This window comes from Anaerotaenia torta (assembly GCF_050433395.1).
Lineage (GTDB): Bacteria > Bacillota > Clostridia > Lachnospirales > Lachnospiraceae > Mobilitalea > Mobilitalea torta.
In genome coordinates this window covers 156,951-178,731 of the sequence record NZ_JBNPXH010000002.1, presented here as the reverse complement: position 1 = coordinate 178,731, position 21,781 = coordinate 156,951, and the positions used below count along the sequence as shown (strand labels likewise).

Here is a 21,781-nt window from a genome sequence, read left to right as displayed (position 1 = left end):
TCACAATCCTCTCAGTACCCTGCTCTCAAAAAAAGCAGGGAAGTTCTCTCTGGATACACCGGAGATGATTTCATCATTTACCTTAACGGTTACGCCATCTGTACAGCGTCCGAGACAGAACGCCGCGGACAGAGTGATCTGATCCTCAAGCCGGTGTTCTGCGATGGCGTCTTTCAGAAGCTGTATAATATCATATGAGCCCCGGATATGACAGGAACTGCCGACACATACATAGATATTCATAACGGGTCCCCCTTTCTTCACAAATCATTTTATATGACTGGACTTAAAGAGCTGATGGTTATTGTTGTTCAGCCATGGTATCCCCGGCGGAACGGCTAACCTATGGGTCATAGTATAGTACATTGTTAAAAATATGTCAATGTATAAAATGATAATTAAGAAGAGCTATTTCGAAAAGCCAAATCGCCGCCCCTTGTCTAATGGGCGGCGATTATATTCGTTTGAAAATAAAATTATTGCCCCATCAAGCTTGAGGCAGACTGTTGTTATAATCCAAGATATTCCGCGTTGAACTGAAGCACCTGAGCCATGGCCTCCTGACCCGGAGCGCCTATGGTGTTGCGTTTGTTGACACAGGTATTCAGACTGATGGCAGAGTAGATATCCTCGTCAAAGACAGGGCTGATCTGCCGGTATTCCTCCAGGCTCATCTGCTCCAGGGAGATATCCTTACTGATGCAGTAGAGAACCAGCTGGCCTACGATACCATGGGCATCCCGGAAGGGAACTCCTTTGGTGACCAGATAATCGGCGGCATCGGTGGCATTGGTAAAGCCGTTTTTGGCGCTCTGGGCCATGATTTCCTTGTTAAAGCTCATGGTGGAGACCATACCGTGAAAGAGAGCGAGACAGCCCTTGACCGTATCAATGGCATCGAAGGTGAATTCCTTGTCCTCCTGCATATCCTTGTTATAGGCAAGGGGCAGTCCCTTCATTACGGTGAGCAGGGAAACAAGGGAACCGTATACCCGGCCTGTCTTGCCCCGGATGAGCTCGGCAATGTCCGGGTTCTTTTTCTGCGGCATAATGCTGGAGCCGGTGGAATAGGCATCATCCAGCTCAACAAAACGGTATTCATTGGTGTTCCAGATAATGATTTCCTCGCAAAAGCGGCTCAGATGCATCATAATGGTAGAGAGGGCGCTGAGGAGCTCAATGAGGTAATCCCGGTCCGATACACTGTCCATACTGTTGAGGGTAGGACCGTCAAAGCCCAGCAGCGCGGCGGTCAGATCACGATCCAGGGGATAGGTGGTGCCTGCAAGGGCGCCGGAGCCGATGGGAGAGAGATTCAAGCGTTTTGCAATATCCTCCAATCGCTGCCTGTCCCGTTTAAACATCTCAAAATATGCCCCGATATGGTGAGCCAGTGTTACCGGCTGCGCTTTCTGAAGATGGGTGAAGCCGGGCATGAAAGTATCGGTATTCTCCTTCATAATATGGTGGAGGGAGAGCATCAATTCCTTGATTAATCCGTCCAGCTCTCCGATCTCGTCCCGGATATAGAGCTTCATATCCAGAGCCACCTGATCATTCCGGCTCCTTCCGGTATGAAGCTTCTTGCCCGCCTCTCCGATCCGGCGGATAAGATGGGCCTCCACAAAGCTGTGAATGTCCTCATGCTCCATATCGATCTCCAAAGAGCCGTTTTCCATATCCTCCATAATCTGAGAGAGCCCTTTTATGATCTGCTCCTTCTCCTGATCCGACAGGATGCCCTGTCTGGCCAGCATGGTCACATGGGCAATGCTGCCTGTAATATCCTGCCGGAATAATTTCTGATCAAAGGAGAGGGATGCATTAAAATTATGCACTAATTGATTTGTTTCCTTGGTAAAGCGTCCGCCCCATAGCTTCATGGTTTAACCTCCATCGTGAGTGTAATTATTTTACGTTGCTGCTATACCACAGGATTACAGGAGCATAATGCGTGTTCCTGTAATCGAGATGGACGGTGCAAAAATCGCACCTTTTATCAAAAGTTTAGAATACAACTTCTGATAACTTATATTACCCTCATTCTCCGCGGAAAGCAAGATAAAAATATTATAATTATACAAAAACAATGAATGGGATGCATAAATAATCAAATTTTATTTTACAAATTATATAATCTCTCGTATTTTTCCTTCAGATAGGAGATATAATAATCCGCATTAAATTCTTCTCCGCATACATCCATAAGCAGCTGTTTGGTGTTCTTTACCGCTCCGTGCTTATGGATATGATCTCTTAAAAACTCACGAATCGGAGTAAGGTTTCCTTCCTTCAGATATTGCCCCAGAGGCATTTTATCCTTCATATAAGCGTAAATCTGGGAAGCGATGGCTGTTCCGATGGCATAGGAGGGGAAGTAGCCGAATTCACCGTAGGACCAATGGGTATCCTGCAGAATTCCTTCCGAATCCGTGGAAGGAGTAAGCCCCATATAATCCTGGTATTTCTGGTTCCATATCCGGGGGAGCTCCTGAACATCCACCTCATCCTCAAATATCATTTTCTCGATCTCATAGCGGATGATAATATGAAGGCAGTAGGAGAGCTCGTCCGCTTCCGTGCGGATCAGGCTGGGGGCAGCCTTATTAATACCCAGAATAAAATGCTCCAGGGATATATCACTCAGATTCTCAGGGTAGGTCTTCACCAGTCTGTCATAGATGGGCTCCCAGAATTCCCGGCTTCTTCCGATGAGATTCTCGTAAAAACGGGACTGGGACTCATGCATTCCCATGGAGGCACCGTTGCCTACCGGGGTCTGGGTGATGGCATCGTCAATATTCATCTCATAAAGCGCATGTCCGCTCTCATGAATGGTGGAGAACATGGCGCTTTCCAGATTGTTCTCCAGGTAGTGGGTAGTAATTCTGACATCGTGGTTATGAAACTCCATGGTGAAGGGATGGGCGCTTTCCGCAAGGACGCCCCGATTGAAATCAAAGCCCACATAACCGCTTAGGAAGCGGCAGAACTCTCTCTGCTTGGTAATATCATAAGTTAGGAAATTATAGCTTTTATCGATGGTATCCGCTTTTTCAGCCACCTTTTTAAGCAAAGGGATCAGTTCCTTTTTCACCTTATCAAAGAACAGATCCAGGTCCTTCGTCAGGAAGCACTCATCAAAATCGCCGAGGAGAACCTCATAGGGAGTCTTCCCGTCCTTTACCCGATAGCCTGCGAATTTCTTCTTATATTCAATCATTTTACTCAGATAGGGGGCGAAATCACCGTAGTTATTGTCTTTTTTGGCTTTGGCCCAGGTCCGGTTCGCAATGGAGGCGCACTCGTTGAAGGCCCGGTATTCCTCCGGGGGAATGCTTTCCAGCTGCTCGTAGGACTTGCCCAGCTCCCTGACAATGGCCTTTTCCGTAGGGGTCAGTTCTTCCTGTTCTTTCTCCTCCCGGAGCTTCTTCAGGAGCTTTCGGATATCATCATTAATCAGGCTTTTCATATATTCATCGGATAAGATACCGATTACCTTTGAGGTGTTCTGGGCAGCCTCAAAGGGGGACAGGGTCTGGTCATCCCATTCAAAAAGAGAGCGGGCTGTCTGCAGAGCCATGGGTTTTTCCAGATAGGCCTGGAGTTTTTCAAATGTTTTACTCATAGGATTATTTTCCTCCATTATTTTTTTGGTGGCATATAGTAGTATATCAATTTTCAGGACGAATAACAATTGGAATAATGCCAAAAATTGCTGAAAGAGATATACTTCCGGCAAGAAGCTCCATATGAGGGAAACCTTTCGTTTCCTTTGACAAAATCAATCAGGCGGATTATAATCAAATGGTAAACATTTCTATAGCATAAAGGGAAGAGCAGCCTATCATAATGAATATCCGGCCTCTGTGATTTGAATCACAGAAAATTGCCGGCCGGTTGCTATACTATAAGGGACAGTATGGATAAAATGTCCATCGTTATGTAAATAATAAAAGTTATGTAAATAAATAAGAAATATAGGAAAGGATGGATTGGCAATGAAGAATATGACGATTGAAAAGGTAATAGGAAGAGAGATTCTGGACTCCAGAGGGAATCCCACGGTAGAAGCGGAGGTTACTCTGGCTGACGGAAGCGTAGGCAGGGCAGCGGTTCCTTCCGGCGCATCCACAGGAGCTTTCGAAGCGGTGGAGCTTCGGGACGGAGATAAAGGCAGATATCTGGGCACCGGTGTGAAGAAGGCCGTTGAAAATGTAAATACTGCAATTGCAGACGCGGTTCATGGCATGAATGCGCTGGATCAGGGTGAGCTTGACGCAAGGATGATTGCTCTGGACGGAACGCCCAATAAGGGCAAGCTGGGCGCCAATGCCATTCTTGGGGTCTCCCTGGCGGCAGCCAAGGCTGCGGCAGCCTCCCTGCATCTTCCTCTGTACCGTTATCTGGGCGGAGTGAATGCCAAGACCCTTCCGGTTCCGATGATGAATATTATTAATGGCGGAAAGCATGCGGATTCCAGCCTGAACATCCAGGAATTTATGATCATGCCTGTGGGGGCGGAGAGCTTTTCCCAGGCGCTGGAGCATAGTGCCACAGTATTCCATACACTGAAGAAGCTTTTGAAGAATGACGGCTTTGTTACCGCTGTCGGTGATGAAGGCGGCTTTGCTCCGAAGTTTGGAAGCGACACCCAGGCTTTGGACTATATTGTGAAGGCAATTGAAGCAGCGGGCTACCGTCCCGGAGAGGATTTCTATATTGCAATCGACGCGGCGGCAACGGAGATGTATGACGAAGCGGAGAAGGCCGGCAGAAAGGGAGATTATCTCTTCTGGAAGGCGGGAGAATACAAGACAGTAGAAGAGATGGTGGATTTCTGGGATCAGGTATGCAGCAAATATCCGGTTATTTCCCTGGAGGATGGTCTGGCGGAAGAGGACTGGAAGGGCTGGAAGCTCCTTACACAGCGGCTGGGCGGAAAGATCCAGCTGGTGGGTGACGATCTCTTTGTGACCAATACCAGCCGTATCCGTGAGGGTATTACCCAGGGCATCTCCAATTCCGTGTTGATTAAGTTTAATCAGATCGGCTCCCTTACCGAGACGCTGGACGCCATTGAGATGGCGAAGAACAACTGCTGGACAGCTGTGGTATCCCACCGCTCCGGTGAAACAGAGGATGTCACTCTGGCGGATATTGCGGTTGCCACCAATGCAGGACAGATCAAGACCGGCGCTCCCTCCAGAACGGACCGTGTTGCAAAGTACAATCAGCTTCTGCGTATAGAGCAGGAGTTGGGCGGCTCGGCAAGATACCTGGGTAAAGATGCCTTCCGCGTATTCTAAATACAATGATGAAAGCGTCAAAATTATTTCATCAATTTTAAGATTAATAAAATACAGGGCTGTCTCCATGTAAATTGTTTTCATGGCGGACAACCCTGTTTCTTTTATTCCTCTTTGAGTTCGTAGGGCTCATTTAGCCGGATACGGTAGGATTTGATGATATTGCCGCTGACGGTTTTAAAGCTCTGGTCGACAAACAGGGCAGGATCCCGGCTAAAGGGCATATTATCATAGAGCAGCCAGTTCTCCAGCATGGAATCATCATAAGGCCTTGTCTTCGGAGTGTGTGTTCCGTTTTTTTTACCCATAGTTAAACCTCTCATATGTATCCTGGTGTGGTTTGTTTCCTTCCTCTTAACTATATAACGAACAGGACAGGATTTCAAGTGGGCGTGTATTATTTTCTCAATGAGTTTAAGCCGGCGCTGCATTTTTTCTGTAGCTCTATTACCACAATCGGAACAAAGGCCAGGAACAGGACGATAGCCCATTGTCTCAGCGTAAGAGGCACCACTTGGAATATATTCGCAAGGGTGGGAACCGTTATGACAATGACCTGTAAAAAACCGCAGATCAGAAAGGAATACACCAGCTGACGGTTGGATAGTAATCCGATATCCGCCAGAGAATGCCCGCTGCGCATATTAAAGGAATGGAACAGCTGGGACAGACTCAGGACGGCAAAGGCCATCGTACGTCCCACCCATGGAACGTAGGTCACGGCATCCGCCGAAGCGCTGCCCGGTGAAAAGGGGCGGAATAACCCGGGGGTGTCATAATAGTGGAAGCCGATAAGAAAGGCCAGGAGTGCCAGGGAGCCGATCATGAGCCCTTCCAGTATGATCTTCAGGGCAAGACCGTCTGCAAACATCCCCTTACTGGGAGAGACCGGCTTTTTATACATAATATCTGCCTCTGCCGGTTCCACACCGAGGGAGATAGCGGGGAGGGAATCGGTAATCAGATTGACCCATAGCAGCTGGACGGCTACCAGCGGAGTGGGAAGTCCCAGCAATATGGCGACGAAGATCGTGAGAATCTCACCGATGTTGCTGGAAAGGAGGAAATGCACCGCCTTCTTGATATTTTCATAAATTCCCCGGCCTTCCTTCACCGCGGCTACAATGGTTGCAAAATTATCATCCAACAGGATCATGTCGGCCGCATTTTTGGCCACGTCCGTGCCGGTGATTCCCATGGCACAGCCGATATCCGCCGCATTTAATGCCGGAGCATCGTTTACGCCGTCTCCGGTCATGGCAACTACCTCACCCCTGGACTGGAAGGCTTTGACGATACGGACCTTATGCTCGGGAGAGACCCGGGCAAACACACTGAAGCGGTAAATATTCTCCGCCAGCTCCTCGTTGCTCATGACAGATAAGCGATCCCCGGTGATAGCCTCCTCACTCTCGGTGAGAATTCCCAGGTCTCTGGCAATTGCCTGAGCTGTCAGCACATGGTCACCGGTAATCATTACCGGTCTGATTCCCGCACGCCGGCACATAGCGACTGCTCCCCGGACTTCTTCCCTGGGAGGATCGATCATCCCGATCAGGCCGATGAAGGTCAGGTCCTTCTCCAGATCCTCCGTATTCATTTTCTTGAAATTATCCGGCAGGTTCTTATAGGCTACCGCAATCACCCGGAGGGCCTTTGCGGTCATAGTCTCATTGATGGAATTCAGCCTTTTTCTTTCCTTATTTGTAAGGGGATGCTGCTTGCCGTCCCGGTAATAGCTGGTACACCGGTCCAGCATAAAATCGAAGGCACCCTTGGTGATGCTGCGATAGCCGTGCTCCGGCGAGCGGTGGACGGTGGTCATAAGCTTTCTGGCCGAATCGAAGGGGATCTCAAATACCCTGGGATGGGTGCGATCCAGCTCATTCTTATCGGAACCCGCATGGTAGGCGGCCAGAACAAGGGCTTTTTCCGTGGGCTCTCCATTCAGGGAAATGAAATCCTTCTGAACATCGAGAATCGCATCATTGCATAATGCGGCGTGGGAGAGAAGGAAGGAAGAAAAGCTGCTTTTCTCCTTCACGGTTCCTTCCGGGGAGCAGAGGAGGGTAACCGTCATGATATTCTGGGTCAGGGTACCGGTTTTATCGGAGCAGATGACCGTGGCGCTGCCCAGGGTTTCAACAGCGGGAAGCTTGCGGATGACCGCATTTTTCTTAGCCATTCGCTGCACCCCAAGGGAGAGCATGATGGTAACGATGGCAGGCAGACCTTCCGGTATGGCGGCCACTGCCAGGCTGACGGAGGTCATGAACATATCAAAGATGGGAAGGTGCTTGAGCAGTCCCATGACAAAGATCATCCCGCAGATGACCAAGGCTGCGATTCCCAGAACCTTTCCGGTGTTTGCCAGACGCTTCTGCAAGGGAGTCATGGGGGTCTCTTCCTCCATAATTAACCGGGCGATATGCCCCACCTGGGTATTCATCCCGGTCTCCGTCACGACGGCAATTCCTCTTCCATAAGTGACGGTACTGGTGGCAAGCACCATATTAATCCGGTCTCCCAGATTGGTGTCCGGCCTCAGGACCGCTTCCGCAAGCTTATCTACCGGATGGGATTCCCCGGTGAGAGAGGCCTCCTCCACCTTTAAATTAACTGCAGTCAGCAGTCTGGCGTCGGCGGGAACAAAGGATCCTGTCTCTAACAGTATGATATCCCCCGGCACCAGCTCGGCGGAATCAATCACACTGACCTTACCGTCCCTGAGAACATGAGCGGAGGGGGCGGACATTTTTTTTAGAGCCTCCAGCGCTTTTTCTGCCCTTGCCTCCTGCAGCAGTCCCAGAGTGGCATTGACCACGATAATACATAATATAATAACCGGATCTACATAGTCCGGATCTCCCTCCATGTAAGAGACAAGGAAGGAGAGGATGGCTGCCAGAATCAAAATAATAATCATAAAATCAGCAAACTGTCCCAGAAATTTCAGGAGAATATTTTTTTTCTTCTTTACCTCCAGAATATTTCGGCCGAAAGACTGCTGCCGCTGCCTGGCTTCCTTGGCCGATAATCCCTGGTTATGGATCACGCCCAGATGTTCCAGGACTTTGCTGATGGGTAGACTGTGCCATTGCATATGCTGCTCACTCCCGGTGTTCAAAATCTTCTTTTAATTATATGTAACAGGCTTGGGAATATGATCGATAACATGTTTGCCGAAGACTTGTTCCAATCTCTGCACCGTGATTTCTACAATTGTCGTCTGCGCTGCCTTCGATGGATTTTAGAGGCGATCAGGGCAAGAAGGCAGAGGATAGCCATAGGAAGAAGATTGTGCTTATACCGGACATAATAGCCTGCCGCTCTCTGATAATTCTCCTGGAGAGTATAGCCCAGCCCGATGAGCAGTGTGTTCCAGACGGTGATTCCCAGAAGGGAAGAGGTGAAGTAGGTGACGGGAGGGAGCTTGGCTGCTCCCGCAATCAGAGCGATATAGGTCCGGATCAGGGGAATTACCCTGCCGATACAGACAGCGGCACCGCCATGCTTTTGAAAGCTTTCATTGGCATGGTCCAAACCCTTTTGTGCCTTCGGAAACCGGCGTACGATCGCCTGAAGGATTAGATGCCCGCCGAACCAGCCAACTCCGTAGCAGATGCCGGTGCCGATGAGCCCTGCCAGAATGCTTAACAGGAGTATTGTCAGAAAACCGGTATGATTCATGGAGGCCACCGCTCCGGAAAAGGGAAGTACGATTTCACTGGATACCGGAAAGCAGGCATACTCCAGAAGGATAATAAGGAATATGGCCCAGGTGCCGTATTCAGAAATGAGGTTCCGTATAAAATCCATGGTATTTCCTAAGAGAGAAGCAAAACTTGTTTTGCATTCCTCATCCTTTTTTATTTCATATATATGATTGGAAGCCCCGAAGTCATTCGTAAACAAAGACAATCCGGCACACTAATTAAATTTTAATCTAAAAAAGGCAAAACAATCTATGCTTTACCGGATTATTGTGTTAATATTGTATTATTAAGGAACAGGCAGTCATAAATTGTTTTTCTGTTTATACACTACAAATATGGGTAGATTAATATAATGATTAAAGCGTCAAAAGGTGCTTTTGAGGCTTTAATCATATAATGTAAGCGCAGGGAACATGCATCATACTAAATTGCAGGGGGAAAGAGGAATGAAAGCAGTAACAAAATTCTCAAAAAAGGATCTTTGGTCGATCCCGAACATTCTATGCTATATCCGTTTTTTACTGGTTCCGGTATTTATCGTTACCTATATCCGGGCAGACAGTCCGAAGCATTATATTCAGGCGGCGGCCATTGTATTGGCATCAGGACTGACAGATTTTCTAGACGGCTTTATTGCCCGCAGATTTGATATGATTACCGATTTGGGCAAGATCATCGATCCGCTGGCGGATAAGCTGACCCAGGCGGCTCTGATCTTTGTGCTGGTAGTTAAGATAAAATGGATGTTTCTTCTTTTAATCCTTTTTGTTGTTATGCAGCTTTTTCTGCTGATAGCAGGCCTGGTCATGCTGAAAAAGGAGAGAAAGCTAAATGGCGCCAAATGGTTTGGCAAGGTATCCACAACCGTATTTTATGCCACCATGCTGGTGCTGGTTGCGGTTCCTTCTCTGAAAAACGGAACCGCTAATATCCTGATGCTGGTGTGCGGAGCATTTCTGCTGCTGTCCTTCCTGTTATACGTGAATGAATATATTATGATGTACCGCAATTTAAAAAGCGAGGGGAAGAAGGAGTAAAGAAATCTCCCTACCGCTTCTTGCAGAAGGATGTGCTCTCTCTCTGGATGAACTTTGCCCTTAATAACAGCTTACTTATGGTTACATTATGAATTAACCCGTCCAGGAGCAGGAAAGCGCTCTTTCCCAGATCCGTACGGTCCTGCCGGATTGTTGTCAGAGCCGGAGTGAGAGCGGAGGCGATGGGAAGATCGTCGAAGCCAATCACGCTGATATCTTCCGGCACGTTTAATCCGTGCTTCTGAACCTCCATAATAACGCCGGAGGCGATGAGATCACTGGCGCACATAATTGCAGTGGCGCCATTGTGTATGAAGCCCGGAACATGATCCTTGGCACAGTCCGGAACATAATAACCGTATTCGATGAGTCTGTCATCCACAGCCAATCCGTGTTTCAGTATGCTGTTTACAAAGGAATGGCGTCTTTGTTCCGATACCATGGAATTCTTGGAGCCGTTAAGGAATGCGATTCTGGTGTGTCCCAGCTGATGCAGGTGATCCACCGCCAGATCAATTCCCTCATAATTATCCGTTCCCACATAGCCCACATGATTGTTGCGCTCAATATAGTTATCCAATAATACAGTCGGTACGGTGGTTCTGCCCAGCTGTCTTACCCAGTCATCATGAAGGGTGAAGCCCAGGAGAAAGGCGCCGCTGTATCCGTTCTTCAGCATGTAGGTATCAAACTTTTCCTCCGCCTGCAGGTTCAGATTGGTGGGTACCACCGTGACCTCCCAATGCCTTCTGGCAGCAGACAATTGAAAGCCGGCAATAATTTCATAGCCAAACTGCTCAATATTCTCATAATCCATATTTTCAATGAAGATACAGACCTTTCTGGTCTGGGTTGTCCTCATTTTCTTGGTGGCATAGCCCATCTCAACAGCAGTATCTAACACCAGCTGCCTTGTCTCCGCGCTGATGTCACTTGCACCGTTTAAGCCCTTTGAAACGGTACTCACTGCAATACCCAGCTTATCTGCTATTTCCTTAATTGTTGCCATGACTTCACCTCCTGATCCATTCTCTGTTCCGGTCCCATAAAGCTTAGTATAAAGGGAAACGATAGAATTTTCAATACTCCCATAGCTATTGACAAAATAAAATACGGATGTTAAGCTATTAATATAATTTCGAAAATTTCCGAAAATAATTTTACAGCAATGCACCCGGAAGGGAACAGGAGGAAGAATGGATCATAATTTTAAGAATAATATAGTGACAATACTGGATTTAGATTACGGAAAGACCATAAAGGATGCCAATACCACGGAGCTTTATAATGCGGTATCCAAAGCGGCAGTGAAGAGTCTTGGGGAGGACTGGGGTCTGGAAGCCCCGGATAAGAAGGTATGCTACCTGTCCGCGGAATTTCTGATCGGCCGTCTGGTGTACAGCAATTTGTATAACATGGGATTGTTTCACCAATTCAGTGAATTGATGAGCGAGAATCACATTGATCTTCGCATTTTTGAGGATATCGAGGATGCGGCCCTGGGGAACGGGGGACTGGGACGTCTGGCCGCCTGCTTCCTGGATTCCGGTGCAACCATCGGAATCACCCTCAACGGATACGGAATTCGGTATCGGTACGGCTTATTCAAGCAGTATTTTGAGGATGGTTTCCAGAAGGAGATGCCGGATGACTGGCAGCGCTTCGGTGATCCCTGGTCCCTGCGGAAGGAAGGGGAGCGGCTCCGAATCGATTATAAGGGGCAGTCGGTCTACGCGGTGCCCTACGATACCCCGGTAATCGGCTATGGCGGCAGGAAGGTGAACACCCTGCGCTTATGGCAGGCAGAGCCGCTGGAGGGCTCTGATCCGGAGGCGGAAGCCATCAGCGGAGTGCTCTATCCCGACGACAGCACGGAGGAGGGGAAGAGATTAAGGCTGAAGCAGGAGTATTTCTTTTCCTCGGCAACGCTCCAGGATGTGATTGCCAGATATAAGAAGAAGCATGGAGAGGATTTTGGCCATTTCTCCGGCGAGTATGCCTTCCAGCTCAATGATACCCATCCGGTGGTGGCGATTCCCGAATTCATCCGTTTGATGGTGGAGAAGGAGGGGATGACCTTTGCCAGGGCGCTGAGGATTGCCAAGGAGATCTTTGCCTATACCAATCATACGGTCATGAGTGAGGCCCTGGAAAAATGGAATACCGGGCTGTTTGCGGATGTAATCCCGGAGGTGTATCAATATGCAGAAATGCTCCAGAAGGCTCTGGAGAAGGAGCTGACGGCTTTCGGCAAGGTGACTCCCGAAGAACAGAAGCCTTATGGGATCATTGACGGCCACACCATCCATATGGCAAGACTGGCCATCTATGCCAGTCATTCCACCAACGGCGTGGCAAAGCTCCATACGGAAATTCTGAAAAAGGATGCTTTAAAGGAATGGCATGAGCTGTATCCGGAGCGTTTTAACAATAAAACCAACGGCATTACCCAGCGGCGCTGGCTGGCGCTGGCTAATATGGAGCTCTCCGGATTTATTTCCGATCGGATCGGCACCTCCTGGATTACGGATCTGGACCGCTTGAAGGATCTGGAACGCTTTGCCGGTGACAGGGCGGTACTGAAAGAGTTTGATGATATTAAGAGGATTAAGAAGAGGCAGCTGGCGGAGTATATCCATAAGAAGGAGAGCATCCGGGTGAACCCGGATTTCCTCTTTGATATTCAGGTGAAACGGCTTCATGAATACAAGCGCCAGTTGTTGAATGCTTTCTCTATTCTGGATATTTACTATGGCTTGAAGGAGGGAAGAATTCAGGAGTTTCATCCGACGGTATTCCTCTTTGGAGCGAAGGCTGCACCCGGCTATTTCCGGGCAAAGGCCATTATAAAATATGTTAATGAAATTGCAGCGATGATTGACAGAGATGAGGAAATGAAAGATAAGCTCCAGGTAGTATTCCTATCCAACTACAATGTATCCTATGCGGAAAAACTGACCCCTGCAGCGGATATTTCGGAGCAGATTTCCACGGCGGGAACGGAAGCGTCGGGAACCGGCAATATGAAGTTCATGCTGGGGGGAGCAGTGACCCTGGGAACCTTTGACGGGGCCAATGTAGAGATCGTAGAGCAGGCAGGCGAGGAAAATAATTATATCTTTGGTGCGAGAGTAGAGGAGATTGGGAGAATTCGTGACACCTATAACCCCAGGGAGCTGTATGAGCAGAATCCGAGAATTAAGAAGGTATTGGATACCCTGGTGGATGGGACCTTTCATGACGGAGGAACCGGAATGTTTGCAGAGCTCTATGATGCCATCCTGAAAGGAGCCCATTGGCATCAGCCGGATCACTATTTCCTGCTCCTTGATTTTCTCCCTTACTGTGAAACGAAGCTGAGAGCCAACCGGGATTATGCCGACACCTATGAATTCCGCAGGAAGGGCTTCCTCAATATGGCCAATGCAGGCAAGTTCTCCAGTGACAGAACCATTCGGGATTATTTCAGCGAGATATGGAAGTAGGGGAGCCGGGCGAAGAAGGGATAGAAGCTCGAAAAAGAAGGAGAGGGCACAGAAAATCTGTGCAGATGGGGTGGATTATGAGCAGAAAGTGGATATGCGTGTTCTGTTTGATGGGGATATTGGCATTCGCTCTTTGGGGATGCGGCGAAGCCGGAGAAGGAACGGTTACGGACACGGGCAATAATAATAGGAATTATTATGAAATCTTTGTTTATTCCTTTTGTGACAGCGACGGAGACGGGATCGGGGATTTTGACGGAATTATTTCCAAACTGGATTACATCAGTGAGCTTGGCTTTAACGGTATCTGGCTGATGCCTATTATGCCGTCCTCATCATACCATAAATATGATGTTCAGGATTATAATGATGTGGATCCCCAGTATGGGACCTTGAAGGATTTTAAGAAGCTGCTGAAGGAATGCCATAAGAGGGATATTAAGCTGATTATCGACCTGGTATTTAATCACACCTCCGCCTCCCATCCCTGGTTTCAAAAGGCGGTGAAATACCTGGAGAAGCTGAAGGAGGGACAGATGCCGGATCCGGCAAAATGTCCCTATGTGGAATATTATCATTTTACCAAATGGGATAATGGAAGGAAGGAATATCACAGGGCAGGGAAATCAGAATGGTTTTATGAATGTATCTTCTGGGATCAGATGCCGGATCTTGACCTGGACAGTAAGGCGGTCCGCAAGGAGATCGAAAAGATAGCAAAATACTGGCTGGATATGGGCGTGGATGGCTTCCGCCTGGATGCGGCTAAGGAATTCTTTACCGGAGCGGTGTCCAAGAATATTAAGGTACTGGAGTGGTTCGGGGATTATGTGATGAGCGTGAAAGCAGATGCCTATATTGTTGCCGAGGTATGGGATGAATTTAACGTGATTAAGGAGTATTATACCAGCGGCATTCCCAGCTTCTTTAATTTCCCTTTGTCCCAGAGCAATGGAAGCATAATAAAAACGGTACGGCAAGCTGATTCGGAATCCGCTTCTTCCTTTGCTGAGCTTCTTATAAAAATGCAGGATAAATACAGTGAGAGTAATCCGGATTACATTGATGCACCCTTTATCAGTAATCATGATACGGCCCGGATTGCTTCCATGTGCGCCAACAACGAAGAGCAGATGAAGATGTCGGCAGGAATTCTTCTTACCTTGAGCGGAAGTCCCTTTGTGTATTACGGTGAAGAGGTGGGAATGTACAGCTCAGGAAGCAAGGATGAGAATAAAAGACTTCCGATGCAGTGGTCGAAGACGGATACCGCGGGTATGACCAAGGGGCCTGCCGGTGCGGACCGGGTGGGACATAATTTTGCCCCCGCGGATGAACAGCAGGAGGATCCGCTGTCCATACTTAATTATTATAAGAATGCTCTTCGAATCCGCAACGAGAATCCGGAGCTTGCCCGCGGTACGGTTACCGTAATTGATGCGCTGACGGATGATACCATCTGCGCGCTGGAGAAAAATTATCAGGGCAGCAGGCTTATAGTGATTTACAATATTAACACGGAGGCAGCCAGCGTAGATCTTAAGGCGGCAGGATATGAGAATCTGTCGGTTAAAGGAGCTCTTACGGTAGATGGCAGTGAAGCAGCCTTGAAGGATGGTGTGCTGGAGATGCCCCTTTATTCCATTGTAATTCTGAAATAGTAGACAGAAGAAAAATGCCCGCCCTGTAATATAAGTTCTATGTCAACTGATTATTACAGGGCGGGCATATTATATTGTACGGGCTTGGATTTTATTATCATCACAATTTAATAACGATTTTCTTCGATATGAGCAACTGAGCTATCTCTGCTGTAGAGCTCTCAGGGTATTCCTTCAGCAGCTTCTCTACAGTGTCTACAGCCGTTTCTTCCAGCTCCAGCAAATCAGCAATTTCTTCTTTGACCATTCTTTTGGCTTCATACTCCCTTAGCTTTGCAATAAAATAACTATATTGACTGGCGGAAATGCCAGAGAAGGAAGAAAATAGATATGGATGATTAATCTATTATAACAGCTATATTAGATAAGCTTCAAGGAACTTTGCTTTAGAAAAAACACGAAAATACAGAGTAAATTTCAGCATTATTACATTTTTGCCTCAATCCGCGGCATTTTGTGGATGCTTTTCGTTAACCTCTCTCTAATGAAAAACAATTTGTTAAGATGCAATTCATGTGATACACTGTAATTAGAACTGGATTGGAAGTATTCCTAATAGGACTGTTGCCAGTCCTTTTTCTGACATGATTATTTGACTAACCGGGTATTTTATTGATAGAAACAGGTACAAAGTGATGAGTATAAAGGAGAATAGAAGAATGAAACCATTCATAGCAATTCCCATGGGAGATCCGGCTGGTATTGGTCCGGAGATTGCAGTGAAAGCACTCGCAAGACAGGAGGTAATGGAGGCCGCCGACTGCATTATTATAGGAGACCGCAAAATTATCGGGGATGCCATTCGTTTTACAGGGGCCGGTCTGAAAGTGAAGCTAATTGAGCATCCAAAGGATGGAGATTACAGAGAAGGTATCCTGAATCTAATTGATCTGGACAATGTGGACATGGAGGAATTCCAAATCGGCCGGGTGAGCGGTATGTGCGGGAAGGCAGCCTATGAGTATATTGCGAAAAGCATCGAGCTTGCCAATAACAGAGAGGTGGCAGCGGTGGCCACCACGCCCATTAATAAGGAATCCCTGAAAGCGGGAAAGGTGGATTTCATCGGCCATACGGAGATCTTCGGAGCGCTGACAGGAACCAGGGATCCCCTGACCATGTTTGAAGTGCATGGGATGCGGGTATTCTTCCTGACCCGTCACGTATCTCTTCGCCAGGCTTGTGATCTGGTCACCAAGGACCGGATTACGGATTATGTGAAGCGGTGCAAGGAGGTTCTGGAGAAGCTTGGTGTGACGGACGGAACCATGGCAATTGCCGGTTTAAATCCTCATAGCGGCGAGCATGGACTGTTCGGTGAGGAAGAAGTCAGGCACGTAGCTCCGGCTGTAGAAGAATTGCAGGCAGAGGGGTATGATGTGGTTGGTCCCATTGGGGCGGACTCCGTATTCCATTTGGCATTGCAGGGGCGGTTTAACAGCGTGCTGTCCTTGTATCATGATCAGGGGCATATTGCCGCCAAGACGCTGGATTTTGAGAGGACAATTGCCATTACCGGAGGAATGCCGATTCTTCGAACCTCCGTGGATCATGGAACCGCCATGGATATCGCAGGCAAAGGCATTGCCAGTGAAGTCAGTATGGTGGAAGCAATTCTGCTGGGGGCAAAGTATTCAAAGAATTTTAGGTAATGGTGTCTGACACCCGATCGTTACGGAGGACAAGCTTTGAAAATTGTAATATCGCCGGCCAAGAAGATGAATGTTGACCTGGAGTATGAGGCAGCATCCCTGCCATGCTTTTTAGACAGGGCGGAAGAATTAATGAAATATCTGCAAGGGTTCGGCTTTCATGAGCTGAAGGAGCTTTGGAAATGCAATGATAGGATCGCGTTAACAAATTACGAACGGCTTAAGAATATGGATCTAACAAAAGGGCTGACCCCGGCTTTGATAGCCTATGAAGGGATTCAGTATCAATATATGGCCCCGAAGGTGTTTGAGACAGGACACTGGGAATATGTGAACCGGCATCTGTACATTCTGTCCGGCTTTTATGGTCTGCTCCGGCCTCTGGACGGAGTCGTTCCCTACCGTCTGGAGATGCAGGCGGAGGTGAAGCTTTCCGGACTCAAGGGTTTGTATGAATATTGGGGAGACCGTATCTGCCGGAAGGTATATGAGGATACGGACACGGTATTAAATCTGGCATCCAGGGAATACGGCAGATGCCTGGAAGAGCATTTGGAGAAGGGCCGGAGGCTGGTGACCTGTGTTTTTGGTGAGTACCGGAAGGGCAGAATCGTGACGAAGGGAACCTATGCGAAGATGGCACGGGGAGAAATGGTCCGCTTTATGGCCGAGAATGGGATAGAGGAGCTTGACGGGTTAAAGGAATTTGACCGGCTGGGCTACCGTTACCGGCCGGAGGAATCAGAGGAAGGACAGTTGGTATTTATAAAGGAATAGGCATTGGCATGCCGGAATGGAGGTAACTATGACAACCTTGAAGGACAGAGCTTTAAAGAAGCTTCAAATCAACCAAAAAACCTATTACTATTATTCCCTGCAATCTCTGAAGGAGGAAGGCTATGAAATCGAAAGCCTGCCCTATTCCGTCAAAGTGCTGTTAGAATCGGTACTGAGGCAGCAGGATGGTTATGTTATAAAGGAGGAGCATGTGCAAAGACTTGCAGCATGGGGAAGGAAAGAGGCCGGAGAGGCGGATTCCGGACCCCAGGAGGTTCCCTTTAAGCCGGCCAGAGTTATTCTGCAGGATTTTACCGGGGTGCCGGCAGTGCTGGATCTGGCTTCCATGCGAACGGCTATGGATGAGCTTGCCAAAGGGCAGGGGAAGACGGAGCAGGAGCGAGCAGCGTATGTCAATCAGATCAATCCTGAGGTTGCGGTGGATCTTGTGATAGATCATTCGGTTCAGGTGGACCGCTATGGTACGCATGATGCCCTGTACGAGAACAGCAGACTGGAATTTGAGCGCAACGGAGAGCGGTACCAGTTTCTGAGCTGGGCGAAGAAAGCCTTTGACCATTTTTCCGTGGTGCCTCCGGCCAATGGGATTGTACATCAGGTGAATCTGGAGTATCTGGCCAAGGTGGTGCTGGAGAAGAACCTTGGGGGGAAAGCTTATCTCTACCCGGATACTCTGGTAGGAACGGATTCCCATACCACGATGATTAACGGATTGGGCGTTCTGGGCTGGGGTGTCGGAGGGATCGAGGCAGAAGCCGGAATGCTGGGGCAGCCTTCCTATCTTCCGGTACCGGAGGTCATCGGAGTCCGTCTGACAGGCGAGCTGCCCGCCGGAGTAACGGCAACGGACTTGACGCTGAGGCTGACCAAACTGCTGCGTGAACGGGGAGTCGTTGATAAATTTGTGGAATATTTCGGAGAAGGAGTGAAGCGTCTCTCCCTGGCAGACCGGGCTACGATTGCCAATATGGCTCCGGAATACGGCGCTACCTGCGGTTTCTTTCCCGTGGATGAGGCGGCTATTGCCTATCTGAGGCTGACAGGCAGGGACGAGGAGCAGGTCAGGCTGGCAGAAGCTTATCTGAAAGCCAACGGCATGTTCAATGAATATAAAGAAGAGCCCCGCTATTCCGAGGTGCTGACGCTGGATCTGACCACTGTGACAGCCGCCCTGGCCGGGCCTAAGCGTCCCCAGGATCTGATCCCTCTGGAGGAGATGAAGGCCAGATTCCAAGAATCCGTCACCGCGCCCAAGGGGAACCAGGGACATGGCTTACCGCCCAAGGTATTTGAGAAGAAGGCGGAGCTTCGGCTGGAGGACGGAAGAAGCTCTGTGATGGAGACCGGCTCCGTGGTGATTGCTTCTATCACCTCCTGTACCAATACCTCCAATCCCAGTGTCATGCTGGGAGCCGGTATCCTGGCACGGAAAGCGGTAGAGCGCGGACTTCGGGTGCCCGCTCATGTTAAGACCTCCCTGGCACCGGGCTCCAAGGTTGTGACCGGATATCTGAAGGCCGCCGGCCTGCAGGATTATCTGAATCAGCTGGGCTTTCAGATCGTGGGCTATGGCTGTGCCACCTGCATCGGCAATTCCGGGCCGCTGCTGCCGGAGATATCGGAGCTGGTGAAGGAGCAGGATCTGTTGGTGACCTCAGTATTATCCGGAAACCGTAATTTTGAGGGCCGGATTCACGCCCAGGTTAAGGCAAATTATCTGGCATCCCCGCCCCTGGTAATTGCATATGCCCTGGCGGGCACCGTGAATATTGATTTGTTAAAGGAGCCCCTGGGAATGGGAAAGGATGGCAGGGAGATATATCTGAAGGAGATCTGGCCGTCGCCGGAGGAGATATCCCAGGCGGTTCGAGATCACGTAACCCCCGGATTGTTCTCCCAGGTATATCAGTCCATCTTTGAAAATGATATGTGGAATGAGATCTCCGGCGCGGAAGGGAAGCTCTATGACTTTTCAGAGGTTTCCACCTATATTCAAAAGCCGCCTTTCTTTGCGGGCTTTGCCATGGAGCCCGGAGAGATGGCAGGCCTTACAGGCTTAAGAGTCCTTGCAAAATTCGGTGATTCCATCACAACAGACCATATCTCTCCCGCGGGAGCCATCGGCAGGAATACGCCGGCAGGCAGGTATCTCCGGGAGCATGGGGTGGAGCCGGAGCAGTTTAATACCTATGGCTCACGAAGAGGAAATCATGAGGTGATGATGAGGGGTACCTTTGCCAATGTACGGATCAGCAACCAGCTTGCACCGGGAACCGAAGGCGGATATACCACCTATCTGCCCACGGGAGAGCAAATGTCCATCTATGATGCCAGCCTGCGCTATAAGGAAAGCAAGACCGGCTTGCTGGTGCTGGCGGGCAAGGATTATGGAATGGGCTCCTCCAGGGATTGGGCCGCCAAAGGCCCCAGCCTCCTTGGAGTAAGGGCGGTGCTGGCGGAGAGCTTTGAACGGATTCACCGGTCCAATCTGGTTATGATGGGAATTCTGCCCCTTCAATACATTGACGGACAGACAGCAAAGAGCCTGGGGATTACGGGAGAAGAGATCTTTGAGATCCAATTGGAGCCGGATGTAAAGCCAAGGGATAAAGTCAGGATGGTTGCGACCGCGGGCAGCCAAAAGGTGACCGAATTCCTGGCGGCGGTTCGCTTTGATTCCCAGGTTGACATTGATTATTACCGGCACGGAGGGATTCTTCCCATGGTGCTGCGTCAGAAATTTGCCATCAGCCAGGAGCAGTGATACTCCAGAGATATTTTAATTCGGAAGAGAGGAAAAAATAATGCTTGAATTCAGATACGATACACAGTTATTAATTGAAGGAAACAATCTTGATGAGGATGTAATTAATGATTATTTTACTAATAATCTGAAAGGAGATTGCCTGCTGGCGGTAGGAGATGAGGAACTGATCAAAATCCATTTCCATACCAATGAGCCATGGGAGGTGCTGAAGTATTGTGCATCCTTAGGAGAGATCTATGATATTGTAGTGGAAGATATGGAGAGGCAGTCGAAGGGCTTGCAGGGATAGAAATAAATGGTGGCTGACACCGAAAGAATTGACACCGGACAAGGAGTTACTGGAATATGAACTTATATTTTGCACCCATGGAGGGACTGACGGGGTATGTTTACCGCAATGCATTCCACAAGTATTTTCCGGGGATAGATAAATATTTCTCGCCCTTTATTGCGGCGAATCAGCAGGAGGGATTTAAATCCCGGGACAGCAAGGATATCCTTCCGGAGAATAACCGGGGGCTTTTTCTGGTACCCCAGCTTCTGGCGAACCAGGCAAAGGATTTTATCCATACCTCGGAAAAGATCAAGCGGCTAGGCTATGAGGAAATCAATTTGAATCTGGGGTGTCCCTCCGGCACGGTGGTAGCAAAGAATAAGGGGGCCGGCTTTCTTGCCAGAAGGGAGCAGCTGGATGCTTTTCTGGAGGAGATATTTGAGGCATCGGTAACCAGGATTTCCGTGAAGACCCGGATCGGCAAGGAAGATCCGGAAGAATTCTATGAATTAATTGAAATATTTAATAAATATCCCATTACCGAATTGATCATCCACCCGAGGCTTCAGAAGGATTACTATAAGAATACTCCGAATATGGCGGTTTTTTCGGATGCGGTAAGACTCAGCCGAAATCCTCTCGGCTATAATGGGGATATTATCACGGCGGAAGGTTTCCGGCAGATAACCCGGACCTATCCGGATTTAAAGGCAGTGATGCTTGGGCGGGGGCTGCTGGCGGACCCGCGTCTCCTCAGTGAGATAACCGGAAATCCGTATCCGGAGCAAAGCCGGCTGGAAGCGTTCCATGATGAGGTCTATCAGGGGTATCTGAGGGAGATTGGGGATGAACGGAACACTTTATTTAAAATGAAAGAGTTCTGGAGCTATTTCATCCGGCTGTTTCCGGACAGTGACAAATCATCGAAGAAAATAAGAAAAGCAGGAAAATCTTCAGAGTATGAGACGGCGGTAGCCGAATTGTTTGCCCAAGGGGTAAATTAAGGAAAGGCGCAAGGAGATATAGGGGAAGCGGCCCGGCAGACGGTACTTCCGGCAAGTTATTGGTATTCTCACCGGCTC

17 protein-coding genes are annotated in these 21,781 nt (G+C 48.8%); 9 read left to right on the top strand and 8 right to left on the bottom strand.

From position 1 onward, the window contains the following. The 3 genes from HNQ56_RS04610 to HNQ56_RS04600 all read right to left on the bottom strand — a co-directional run bounded on the left by HNQ56_RS04610 (position 1) and on the right by HNQ56_RS04600 (position 3,628). A complete protein-coding gene (locus HNQ56_RS04610) occupies positions 1-243 on the bottom strand; it encodes a (2Fe-2S) ferredoxin domain-containing protein (protein ID WP_429143283.1) in 243 nt (80 codons plus the stop codon). A gap of 266 nt (positions 244-509) precedes the next feature. After that, positions 510-1,883 carry an argininosuccinate lyase gene (gene argH, locus HNQ56_RS04605; protein ID WP_429143281.1) on the bottom strand — a complete coding sequence of 458 codons (1,374 nt, stop codon included), beginning with the start codon at positions 1,881-1,883 and terminating at the stop codon, positions 510-512. Positions 1,884-2,122: 239 nt separating this feature from the next. Next, positions 2,123-3,628 (bottom strand): carboxypeptidase M32, encoded by a 1,506-nt coding sequence (locus tag HNQ56_RS04600; protein WP_429143279.1) that lies wholly within the window; start codon positions 3,626-3,628, stop codon positions 2,123-2,125. 373 nt (positions 3,629-4,001) lie between these two features. On the opposite strand from HNQ56_RS04600, the gene eno reads away from it, so the two are divergent. Then, positions 4,002-5,309: a phosphopyruvate hydratase gene (eno, locus tag HNQ56_RS04595; RefSeq protein ID WP_429143278.1), complete on the top strand. Its 1,308-nt coding sequence runs from the start codon at positions 4,002-4,004 to the stop codon at positions 5,307-5,309. 104 nt (positions 5,310-5,413) lie between these two features. Here the strand turns inward: eno and HNQ56_RS04590 are convergent, their stop codons facing one another. The 3 genes from HNQ56_RS04590 to HNQ56_RS04580 form a co-directional block, all read right to left on the bottom strand. Further along, positions 5,414-5,617: a hypothetical protein gene (locus HNQ56_RS04590; protein WP_429143276.1), complete on the bottom strand. Its 204-nt coding sequence runs from the start codon at positions 5,615-5,617 to the stop codon at positions 5,414-5,416. Positions 5,618-5,706: 89 nt separating this feature from the next. Further along, on the bottom strand, positions 5,707-8,412 hold the full coding sequence (locus HNQ56_RS04585; RefSeq protein ID WP_429143274.1) for a calcium-translocating P-type ATPase, PMCA-type: 2,706 nt from the start codon (positions 8,410-8,412) through the stop codon (positions 5,707-5,709). Positions 8,413-8,525: 113 nt separating this feature from the next. After that, entirely contained in the window at positions 8,526-9,128 is a 603-nt protein-coding gene (locus HNQ56_RS04580; RefSeq protein ID WP_429143272.1) for a DedA family protein, read from the bottom strand. A gap of 343 nt (positions 9,129-9,471) precedes the next feature. On the opposite strand from HNQ56_RS04580, the gene HNQ56_RS04575 reads away from it, so the two are divergent. Further along, positions 9,472-10,062 (top strand): CDP-alcohol phosphatidyltransferase family protein, encoded by a 591-nt coding sequence (locus HNQ56_RS04575; protein WP_429143271.1) that lies wholly within the window; start codon positions 9,472-9,474, stop codon positions 10,060-10,062. A 10-nt stretch (positions 10,063-10,072) separates the two neighbouring features. Here HNQ56_RS04575 and HNQ56_RS04570 read toward each other — a convergent pair whose 3' ends face one another. Continuing rightward, the gene (locus HNQ56_RS04570; protein WP_429143269.1) at positions 10,073-11,071 is read right to left on the bottom strand and encodes a LacI family DNA-binding transcriptional regulator; all 999 of its coding nucleotides are present in this window, start codon (positions 11,069-11,071) and stop codon (positions 10,073-10,075) included. 187 nt (positions 11,072-11,258) lie between these two features. Here HNQ56_RS04570 and glgP point away from each other — a divergent pair, with 187 nt between their 5' ends. Both glgP and HNQ56_RS04560 read left to right on the top strand, forming a co-directional pair. Then, positions 11,259-13,547: a glycogen/starch/alpha-glucan family phosphorylase gene (gene glgP / locus HNQ56_RS04565; protein ID WP_429143268.1), complete on the top strand. Its 2,289-nt coding sequence runs from the start codon at positions 11,259-11,261 to the stop codon at positions 13,545-13,547. A 77-nt stretch (positions 13,548-13,624) separates the two neighbouring features. After that, the gene (locus HNQ56_RS04560) at positions 13,625-15,208 is read left to right on the top strand and encodes an alpha-amylase family glycosyl hydrolase (protein WP_429143266.1); all 1,584 of its coding nucleotides are present in this window, start codon (positions 13,625-13,627) and stop codon (positions 15,206-15,208) included. 100 nt (positions 15,209-15,308) lie between these two features. On the opposite strand, the gene HNQ56_RS04555 is transcribed toward HNQ56_RS04560, so the two are convergent. Next, positions 15,309-15,455, bottom strand: a complete 147-nt coding sequence (locus HNQ56_RS04555) for a hypothetical protein (protein WP_429143264.1) — start codon at positions 15,453-15,455, stop codon at positions 15,309-15,311. Positions 15,456-15,867: 412 nt separating this feature from the next. On the opposite strand from HNQ56_RS04555, the gene pdxA reads away from it, so the two are divergent. Genes pdxA through HNQ56_RS04530 form a run of 5 tightly spaced genes read left to right on the top strand, consistent with a single transcriptional unit; the run spans position 15,868 to position 21,703 of the window. Next, positions 15,868-16,860, top strand: a complete 993-nt coding sequence (gene pdxA, locus HNQ56_RS04550; protein ID WP_429143262.1) for a 4-hydroxythreonine-4-phosphate dehydrogenase PdxA — start codon at positions 15,868-15,870, stop codon at positions 16,858-16,860. A 36-nt stretch (positions 16,861-16,896) separates the two neighbouring features. Then, positions 16,897-17,637, top strand: coding sequence for a peroxide stress protein YaaA (yaaA, locus tag HNQ56_RS04545; RefSeq protein WP_429143260.1), 741 nt, complete (start codon positions 16,897-16,899; stop codon positions 17,635-17,637). A gap of 28 nt (positions 17,638-17,665) precedes the next feature. Then, positions 17,666-20,422 carry an aconitate hydratase AcnA gene (gene acnA, locus HNQ56_RS04540; RefSeq protein ID WP_429143259.1) on the top strand — a complete coding sequence of 919 codons (2,757 nt, stop codon included), beginning with the start codon at positions 17,666-17,668 and terminating at the stop codon, positions 20,420-20,422. Positions 20,423-20,462: 40 nt separating this feature from the next. Beyond that, positions 20,463-20,714 (top strand): kinase to dihydroxyacetone kinase, encoded by a 252-nt coding sequence (locus HNQ56_RS04535; RefSeq protein ID WP_429143257.1) that lies wholly within the window; start codon positions 20,463-20,465, stop codon positions 20,712-20,714. Positions 20,715-20,770: 56 nt separating this feature from the next. Continuing rightward, entirely contained in the window at positions 20,771-21,703 is a 933-nt protein-coding gene (locus HNQ56_RS04530) for a tRNA dihydrouridine synthase (protein WP_429143255.1), read from the top strand. Positions 21,704-21,781 lie beyond the last annotated feature (78 nt).